General features: G+C 39.3%; 12 protein-coding genes and 1 pseudogene. 7 read left to right on the forward strand and 6 right to left on the reverse strand.

Features of this window, described 5'->3' with window-relative positions; translation table 11 throughout:
* The first annotated feature begins 92 nt into the window (after positions 1 to 92).
* Positions 93 to 1,751 (forward strand): FMN-binding glutamate synthase family protein, encoded by a 1,659-nt coding sequence (locus Q0779_RS18950; protein WP_298775056.1) that lies wholly within the window; start codon positions 93 to 95, stop codon positions 1,749 to 1,751.
* A 55-nt stretch (positions 1,752 to 1,806) separates the two neighbouring features.
* On the opposite strand, the gene Q0779_RS18955 is transcribed toward Q0779_RS18950, so the two are convergent.
* Together Q0779_RS18955 and Q0779_RS18960 are read right to left on the reverse strand one after the other, a co-directional pair.
* Positions 1,807 to 2,445: a thiol:disulfide interchange protein DsbA/DsbL gene (locus Q0779_RS18955; protein ID WP_298775057.1), complete on the reverse strand. Its 639-nt coding sequence runs from the start codon at positions 2,443 to 2,445 to the stop codon at positions 1,807 to 1,809.
* A gap of 28 nt (positions 2,446 to 2,473) precedes the next feature.
* Positions 2,474 to 3,283: an SDR family oxidoreductase gene (locus Q0779_RS18960; protein ID WP_298775059.1), complete on the reverse strand. Its 810-nt coding sequence runs from the start codon at positions 3,281 to 3,283 to the stop codon at positions 2,474 to 2,476.
* A 228-nt stretch (positions 3,284 to 3,511) separates the two neighbouring features.
* Here Q0779_RS18960 and Q0779_RS18965 point away from each other — a divergent pair, with 228 nt between their 5' ends.
* The 5 genes from Q0779_RS18965 (at position 3,512) to xthA (ending at position 6,266) form a co-directional block, all read left to right on the forward strand.
* Positions 3,512 to 3,829: a hypothetical protein gene (locus Q0779_RS18965; RefSeq protein ID WP_298775062.1), complete on the forward strand. Its 318-nt coding sequence runs from the start codon at positions 3,512 to 3,514 to the stop codon at positions 3,827 to 3,829.
* A gap of 125 nt (positions 3,830 to 3,954) precedes the next feature.
* Positions 3,955 to 4,509, forward strand: coding sequence for a hypothetical protein (locus tag Q0779_RS18970; protein WP_298775064.1), 555 nt, complete (start codon positions 3,955 to 3,957; stop codon positions 4,507 to 4,509).
* An 88-nt stretch (positions 4,510 to 4,597) separates the two neighbouring features.
* Entirely contained in the window at positions 4,598 to 5,143 is a 546-nt protein-coding gene (locus Q0779_RS18975) for a septation protein A (RefSeq protein ID WP_298775066.1), read from the forward strand.
* Positions 5,143 to 5,442 (forward strand): YciI family protein, encoded by a 300-nt coding sequence (locus Q0779_RS18980; RefSeq protein ID WP_298775067.1) that lies wholly within the window; start codon positions 5,143 to 5,145, stop codon positions 5,440 to 5,442. Before Q0779_RS18975 ends, Q0779_RS18980 begins: the two co-directional genes overlap by 1 nt.
* A 17-nt stretch (positions 5,443 to 5,459) precedes the next feature.
* Positions 5,460 to 6,266 (forward strand): exodeoxyribonuclease III, encoded by an 807-nt coding sequence (xthA, locus tag Q0779_RS18985; protein WP_298775069.1) that lies wholly within the window; start codon positions 5,460 to 5,462, stop codon positions 6,264 to 6,266.
* Positions 6,267 to 6,348: 82 nt separating this feature from the next.
* Here the strand turns inward: xthA and Q0779_RS18990 are convergent, their stop codons facing one another.
* Entirely contained in the window at positions 6,349 to 6,825 is a 477-nt protein-coding gene (locus Q0779_RS18990; RefSeq protein WP_298775071.1) for a DUF1097 domain-containing protein, read from the reverse strand.
* 394 nt (positions 6,826 to 7,219) lie between these two features.
* Between Q0779_RS18990 and Q0779_RS18995 the strand changes: the two are divergent.
* Positions 7,220 to 7,464: pseudogene (locus Q0779_RS18995) on the forward strand (IS1595 family transposase); the annotation flags it as partial.
* Positions 7,465 to 7,581: 117 nt separating this feature from the next.
* On the opposite strand, the gene Q0779_RS19000 reads toward Q0779_RS18995, so the two are convergent.
* The 3 genes from Q0779_RS19000 to Q0779_RS19010 form a co-directional block, all read right to left on the reverse strand.
* Entirely contained in the window at positions 7,582 to 7,926 is a 345-nt protein-coding gene (locus Q0779_RS19000) for a hypothetical protein (RefSeq protein WP_298775073.1), read from the reverse strand.
* A gap of 58 nt (positions 7,927 to 7,984) precedes the next feature.
* A complete protein-coding gene (locus Q0779_RS19005; protein ID WP_298775075.1) occupies positions 7,985 to 8,383 on the reverse strand; it encodes a hypothetical protein in 399 nt (132 codons plus the stop codon).
* A 99-nt stretch (positions 8,384 to 8,482) separates the two neighbouring features.
* A partial coding sequence (locus Q0779_RS19010) for a hypothetical protein (RefSeq protein ID WP_298775077.1) occupies positions 8,483 to 8,941 on the reverse strand: 459 nt, incomplete at its 5' end.

Consider the following 8,941-nt stretch of genomic DNA (forward strand, 5'->3'; position numbering starts at 1 on the left):
AGCTGGTTTAATAAAAAAGACAATGAGACTGACGCCACTCTTGCTATAGTTACAACAATCACATTCTTTGCATGTTGATAAAGGATCCTCCGATGACACCTATGCAAAAAGTTTTTTGGTTTATTGCTAGCCTTGGGAATATACTGGCTTTGACTCTCTGGCTACATATCAATGATCTTTCTTCCGCACTCATCTTTTGCTTTACATTACTCTATACGATAGTGGGATTTTATGATTTAAAATTCAGTAAACATAATTTAAATAGGCTTTATCCTAGTGTGGCCTATATTCGTTACTTTTTAGAATCATTTCGTGTTGAAATACAACAGTACTTTATCGCCAATGATGAAGAAGAAAAGCCCTTCAATAGAGAGCAACGCTCTTTAGTGTATCAAAGAGCCAAGAATGTCAGAGATACCATCGCTTTTGGTACTCAGCGAAATTTAATCGAAGAGAATTATTTGAGTGCATGGCACTCTCTCAGTCCTAAAACAGTTAAATCTGAAGCCAAACATATCTCCTTTGGCGGCGATGATTGCACACAACCATATCGAGCCTCTTACCTCAATATTTCAGCAATGAGCTTTGGAGCACTAAGCCGCAACGCCATTGAAGCCCTTAATTTAGGGGCAAAAAAAGCACATTGTTTTCACAATACCGGAGAAGGAGGCGTGAGTCCTTATCACTTAAAGCATGATGGCGATCTGGTGTGGCAAGTCGGTTCAGGTTTATTTGGTTGTCGAGACGAAGAAGGTCAATTCGATGAAGAGATGTTTAAAGCTATGGCTTGTAAACCTCAAATAAAAATGATTGAAATAAAACTTTCCCAAGGCGCAAAACCGGGACATGGTGGTGTTTTACCCGCCGCCAAAATCACTGATGAAATCGCCTCAATAAGGCATATTGTAAAAGGACAAGACTGTGTTTCTCCTGCTGTTAACCCTGAATGTACTACCCCGCTCGCGTTATTAACCTTCATTCAAAAATTACGTCAATTAAGTGGCGGCAAGCCCATTGGTTTTAAGCTTTGTGTTGGGAATCCTGCAGAATTTTTATGTATCTGTAAAGCCATGTTAGAAACCAATATTCTGCCCGATTTTATCACTGTTGATGGCGCAGAAGGTGGGACAGGCGCCGCTCCTTTAGAATTTAGTAATCATTTAGGCATGACGTGTCTTGAAGGTATTTACTTTGTTCATAATGCGCTCATAGGAGTCGACCTTCGCAACAAAATTCGCATTATTGGCTCAGGGAAAACCGCTTCCAGCTTCGATTTACTGACAAAAATAGCCTTAGGAGCAGACACAGTCAATGCCGCAAGAACCATGATGCTTGCCATCGGTTGTGTCCAATCAAGACACTGTAACACCAATCGATGTCCAACAGGTGTGGCTACACAAGATCCTGTTCGCAGTAAAGCAATCGATATCAATTTAAAAAGTGAACGTGTTATGCATTTTCACAATAACACCTTACACAGTTTCTATGAGTTAGTGGGAGCAATGGGGCTGGACGATCCAAGTAAGCTCATGCCTCAGATGATTAAAAAACGCACGCCAACAGGACTCGCGATTTCCCTCGGCAGTTTAGTGACTCATTTAACCTCTAAAGCGCTACTTCAAGATACTCATGATCTAGGTCCATGGCATCATTGGTGGAGTCAAGCAAAGAGCCATGAATTTGTCTCCGATGATTTGTATATTTTAACCCCACAGGAATACATTTCTCACAATGTCAGCAGCAGGAAATAATTCCTAATAAGCGCCCATTGCCACAATCGATATATTCTGACAATGGGCTCACCTATTATTTGTCCTTTTTAAGCGGCAACTGACTGAGATACTGGATCAATTGACTGAGTTGCTCTGGTGTTTGTGAAGTCGAGTTCACAAGATACTGACCATTAACTAATAACGAAGGCACGCCACGAATACCAGATAGTTGAGTTTGAAGATCATAATTTGAAAGGGCTAAACTAGCATCAGCCGATGCTAACGCAGCCTTAACCTCATTGACTTGTAATCCTTGTTTAACAAAAAAATTGACTACATCTTGCTCATTTTTAAAGTCACCTTCCTGCATATGAATACGTTTAAAAATAGCGCTATGTACTTGACGAACGACCTTAAACTTTTGAGCCAAAAAATACGCTTTTTGGCTCAAAATCCAAGGTTCTCTACCGGCCCCAACAGGGGTTCTGACAAAAGTGATATTTTTTCCTAATAAACGTGCCATTTCATCAAATGTCGCATCTTGGCGATAACAATGTGGGCAGTTATAAGAAAAAAACTCTCGCACTACAGGCTGTTGCTTTTCTGGGATCCCAGCAATACGAGTATAATCTTTCCCTTCAATATAACGAGTCTGATTTGCATAGCTCATTGCACTCATGAAACACATCAAAAAAATAAACAATAATGCTCTTATCTTCACTGTTTTTCTCATATATAACACCATATTAACTTGATAAAAATTAACAATAATCTAGCATATTAATGGGGGCATTAAACTGGTATTCAAAACCGAGATCTTGAGTAATTAAACGACCATCGACTGTTTTTCCCGCCACATCCTCATTATTAAATACCGGCATAGCCACATTCAAATGAGTCGATGCCGCTTGATAAAAACTGGCACGACTCGGATGCTCTAAGGCACAAAGATTATAAACAGGCTGCACTTTTTTAGCAGAAATAACTTTCAGAACCGCTTGCACACAATCTGTCAAATGCACTAAATTCACCGGCGTCCTTCCACCGGAAATATTTTGCTTTCCAGATAAAAAGCGTCCCGGATGACGTTTAGGCCCCACCAGTCCAGCAAAGCGAAGAACACAAGTTGGCGCCATATCTGAAAACACTTGCTCAGCTTCGAGTAAATATTGACTTGCTATTGAGTGTATTTCTGCATCTGCTTCAGTTGCTATTTGATTCTGTGAAGGATAAACCCCTGTACTGCTAATAAAAATAATACGTTGATATTGACAGTCCACTACCCTTTGCTTTAATCGTATTAACCGCCTTAAATAAGCATCAGGATCTCGCCTAAACCCTGGAGGCACATTAACCACTAAACAATCGCTGTCTAGCTGAGGCAAACCAGCACTAAGTGTCTCACTATCATCTAAATCGACACAAAAACCCGAGATCCCCTCTTGTTGCAGTAGCAATGCTTGTTCTTCTGTCCGTTTCGAACCCCTGACGTCAAAACCTGCCTTCACAAGCGCCTTGGCTAAAGGCAGACCAAACCACCCACATCCCACAATACTCACCGACTTTATCATCGTTTCACTTACCTTTTATCATTCGATACTTGTGATACTTCACTGAGTTTACCAACATACATCTTAATAACTACCCTTAATAGCGACATTTCAATCGATCGGATAATTATTGCAGCACTATGTTCAACACCTTCTACAATCAATACTTGTCGCCAGTGAAACATTGGTGATTAACGGATCAATCAACAATTAAGTCATTTATTTTGTTTACTTAAATAAGGAATAAATATGTCTATACTCATTCGAAGCCTCACGATTATCTTACTCTTAGTCGCCAGTTTTGCCTATTCAAACCCCAATCAAGAGACTGTAACAACACAGCAAGGATCAGAAGTAAACTGGAACGAATTACAACATGTTTTTACCGATCTCATTTTACAAGGAGAATGGATTTCAGAAATATCAGCGCGGCAAAATATTACTAATAGCATGACAGAAATCGGCATCAGTTCCGTTGGAGTCAGCTGTTCATCCAGAGACGGAAGTAAAGACTGTTTTTGCCCAGGTGGCTGCTGGCGTAGTGAAACAGATTGCGGTTGCGACTAACATTAAAGCAAATAAATAAACAAAAATAACCCATTAACATATATTATGTAACAATAATGTTTTTGCGTTTAAACCTAAGCACTTCTAGGGTTAATGAGAAAGGTAGTAAAATTTCAGGAGGCAAAATGTGTCGGTTAATAGTTTTTAGTATATTGCTTTATTTTGCCTTATTGATTATTCCCTTTAAAGTCGGTGCAAAGTTTGAAACCGACTTTAGTCAAAATGTCAAAGTCACCATATTAAATAATACAGAACAAGATATGTTAATCAGCTTTTTAGCCGATGGTTGCACCGATATCACAATTGCAATAACGAAAAACAGCTCAATATCACACAATCATCCACGACACCCAGCCCATTCATGGTACAGCCATCCCATGTCAGAAAATCCATACAGACATTGCCAAGTGCGTATTCTTGAGCCTAATCAAACCACCTCTTATGAATATAAAGGTGTAGGTTATACTATTGAAACAGATAGGTTGATTGCTTCATACGCATTTAAAAACAGCATACAAAAAAACCTTCGAAACGTCACTTTCACAAACTATGTTTACCATGAAAATAGTCAGTATACTCTACCTATCTCGACCAATACTAGCCAAGACACTTACCTATCAATCACACAAGATAATCCACAGAATAAACTCAGCACAAGCATACTTCAACTCAGTCCTTAGCCGTCTCTTGTACTCCCTATGCTTTTTCCTCATTCGCCATCATGCTACACTCGTGGTTACTTTTACTTATTTTGATTGATATCACTTTATGAAACAGTTGCTCGATTTTTTACCCTTAGTTATTTTCTTTGCTTTTTACAAGATTTACGATATTTATGTGGCCAGTGGTGCACTGATTGTTGCCACAGCCCTGCAATTAATCGTCACTTATATGCTGTATAAAAAGCTTGAAAAAATGCATGTCATCACATTCGCTATGGTCGCGGTATTCGGCTCAATGACGTTGTTTTTTCATGATGATGCCTTCATTAAATGGAAAGTCACCATTGTTTACGCGTTATTCGCAATAGGGTTAATCATCAGTCAATTGATTAATAAGCCCGTCCTTAAGAGTATGCTTGGAAAAGAACTGATAGTGGCCGACAAAATATGGACCCATGTTACTTGGTATTGGGTGCTCTTTTTCATCGCCTGCGGTCTACTCAATATTTATGTCGCTTTTAGCCTACCTCAAGAGACTTGGGTTAATTTTAAAGTCTTTGGCTTAACCGCCCTGACCCTAATCAATACGGTTGTTACCATTGTTTACCTTTATAAAAACATGTCTGAAGAGCAGCGTAAGGAATTAAAATAATGTGGTACATGATTTCATCTCAAGATAATGACAATAGTTTAGAAAAAAGAAAGTCCGCTCGCGAAGCACACCTTGCAAGATTGCAGCACCTAACAAATGAAGGTCGACTACTCCTCGCAGGACCTCATCCGGCTATTGATAGCGACACACCAGGTGATGCGGGTTTTACCGGCTCATTAGTGGTGGCCGACTTTGATTCCCTTGAACAAGCCAAAGAGTGGGCAAATCAAGACCCTTATTTTGCCGCGGGTGTCTATCACAGTGTTATCGTTAAACCTTTTAAACGCGTACTCCCCTAATTCAAAGGAATCATGTTTTGAAAATTGTTTCATTTAATATCAATGGATTAAGAGCAAGATTGCACCAACTTCAAGCATTAATCGATACCCATCAACCCGATATCATTGGGCTGCAAGAAACCAAAGTTCATGATGAAGCCTTCCCGTTAGCAGATGTAGAAGCCATGGGCTACCATGTGCACTTCCATGGAGGAAAAGCCCATTACGGCGTGGCAATGCTCTCTAAACAAGCACCAGAAAAAATCCAAAAAGGCTTTCCAACCGATCTTGATGATGCTCAAAGGCGCATGATAATGGGTACCTTCATGCAAGACGATGGCAGGCCTTTAACGGTATTGAATGGCTATTTCCCTCAGGGAGATAACATTAATCATGAGACAAAATATCCCGCTAAGCGCCGGTTTTATCAAGATTTAATGCACTATTTAAATGAGTACCATAATCCGGAAGAAGACATTGCTATTATTGGTGATATTAATATTTCACCAACCGATCTTGATATCGGAATTGGAGACGTTAACGCTAAACGTTGGTTAAAAACAGGGAAATGCAGTTTTCAACCGGAAGAACGTGAATGGTTAGCCAATTTACTAGACTGGGGCTTAATCGATACTTTCCGTCAGCTTCACCCAAATAGAACAGAGCGGTACTCATGGTTCGATTATCGCAGTAAAGGCTTTGTTGATAATAGAGGGCTGCGTATCGACGTGGTACTGGCCACCACCTCACTTGCAGATAAATTGACTGAAAGTGATGTGGACTATAACCTCAGGGGCATTGAAAAGCCCTCTGATCATGCGCCTATCTGGAGCAGTTTTAACTAAGGTCTTATTCAAAAAAATGCACTTTCACGTCATCAACGCAAAAGTGCATTGTTATTTATACATCACTCAAACTGACATCCAATCAATCTGTGATTTGCGTATTTAACCTTTTAGAACTTAAACTCACCAATTGCCCCGTCAAGATACTCATACACAGCCCTAAAGCGCCTCCAATCATTAAAGGAGGAATAATCACTGCTAATTCACCTGCTAAAGCAAAACACACACAGCAACCAATAAATGTTCCCGGAATAAACGCCAAACGACTGTAACTGGCTTGCAGACACATTGCCGCGGTTACTAGCCCCGTCATTGCATAGCCAATAATAGGAGAGATAAAAAAACCACTGACACTAATAATCAGCCAGCCCCAGAGCACACCGGATACATTGGTCGCCCAAGCCATAAACATACCTTTAAGACCAGATAAAGGCTGAGCAAAGAAGGTACTGCATCCCATGAAGCCAAGCCAAGTTACCCAGTTGAACATATCAGCCACCCCGGCCCAAACAACCGCTAACAATCCTGCTGAGATAGCCACTGCCCAACGATTTTTCATAAACGACTCCTGCCTTTGGTGATAACCGTCTTCCTCTTTTAACCTACTCACTTAAATACCTTCTATTTTTTAAAAAAGCATTGATGCATGGATATGCGTGTTTTAGGTAAAATAAGCCGGAAGTGAAATGTTATGTCACCATTATTCTCTATTGTTATTATCTTGAAGTACCAAAATGAACCACTTAAAAAACTTAACCTGTGACTGTATTAGATACCGCTGATTTAATGTGGTGACAAATTACCTTTTTTTGACATAAAAAACACGTATTAATACACATTAAAGACAATTAAACAGCATGATCGGTAAAAATTCCGTCATAAAATAACCTTTATGGTAGATAATACAAAAATAACGAGACAAAAAACAAGTAACAAGACAGCTAAAAAGACAGGAGCATCAGCGGCTGCTCAGTAATAAACAGAGAGTCATAGATAGCATCTTCCCTATTCAAACCGTTAATGATGAAATAGCAAATTTCAAGGCTTGGATAAATGAAAAATAAATGGAAAGATGAAAGATGTTGCGATTAAGTATTTATCAAATTATTTTGGTTGGTTTAAAGAAATCACTCAAAAGCGAGATAGTCGGCAAATATTACAATTAGCTTATGGAAGACAACAATATAAGAGCCTGTAAGTAATGTTGTGGCAGGTAGGTAGTGTTCGTAATTCTGTGCCATTTCCGTACAATAGTTAAAAACAGGAATGACACAAAATAACAAACACTTACCGCATACCACTCGCTGACATTAAATTATGCTCTAATGACATTTTTATGTTCGACTTTATCAGGTACATTACTGACATTCAATTCACGATTGGCTCTTTGATTTTCCTCAAAAATCATTACTGCCAATCTGGTCACCCCTTCATGTAATTGGGTGCTTATTTCAGCTAAATTTTCTGTATCCTCTGCAGCCTCAGCAATACAAATAGCGGAAACCATCTCTAAAACTTGAAAACTTTTACGAATACGATCAATTAAAGGAGCATCTTCTTTTTTTTCCGCAGAAATAAGCAACTGCATAATAGTTTCAATTAGCTCATTATCCTTATCTTTTAGCTCAGTATCCTGAGAATTTTTTTCAACGTTACTCATTAATTCACTCCAATAAAACCTTTTAATATAAATCAGTTATAACTACTAAGAAATATACTTATGTGCGACTAAAACTAGATCGCCTTGAATTATTCATCACTGAAGACAACTGTTGCGAACTTTTAGGCCTAGATAAACTTGCAGTACTGTTACTTGAAGTATCAGCACTATTCTTATTTGTGCTGTCCGCTAACTTTTTCTTCTCATCAAAAATCATTAACGCTAAGCTTTTCATTTTTTGCGCAACTTCATCTGATATTTGCGAGGTATTATCCAAACTCACGGCAACTTCAGCAATGCAAGCAGCATTTAGCCTTTGTAATACATCAAACGCGTGCTGCGCTTTTTCAGTATCGGACAATTGAATATCATTGGTACAAGACAATAACACTTCAATCAACTTACGAAGAGAAACCTCTTTTTGAGCTTCCAGTTTTTTTATCTCATCTCGATTCATAATAATTCTCTAAAAATGATAATTAAGGTTCTTTTTCATGTAACAGATAATGAGCAGCTTTAACTTGATCACTCAAATCATGCTGCTCCTTTTGCTCCGTTATGCTGTTGCGAAATCACTGCTACTCAGATCAAAACTAGATTGTTGATGAACATTTCGATTTGATTCAATCACAGCCCGTTCATTACCTGCTTGTGCCATTTCATCAGCCAATAAAAACATATTGGTAAAGTTCATTTGGCCTTTGATATGTGAGTATGAACTTCCAACAGCTAAACCAACAGGATAAGTAAGAGCTCTACCAGCGTGCCCTAACCCCAAAACTCCATGCCCCAATACTTCTGTAAGTCCTGTCATACCTTTAGCGGTAAGATAAGTGCCAGCAAGAGGAAGTGTTCCCAGTATTGCTCCTCCACTTTGCCCTCCTCTAAGGAGTACATCACCACCAAAGGCCGCCAATTCTGTCCCAGCTAATCCCAAGCCTGCTACAACACTGGCTCCTGCCATCGCCGTGCCACCAACCACGCCTGATAACACAGCCCCTGTTCCTCTAAGGGC

The organism is uncultured Shewanella sp., assembly GCF_947491715.1.
Lineage (GTDB): Bacteria > Pseudomonadota > Gammaproteobacteria > Enterobacterales > Shewanellaceae > Shewanella.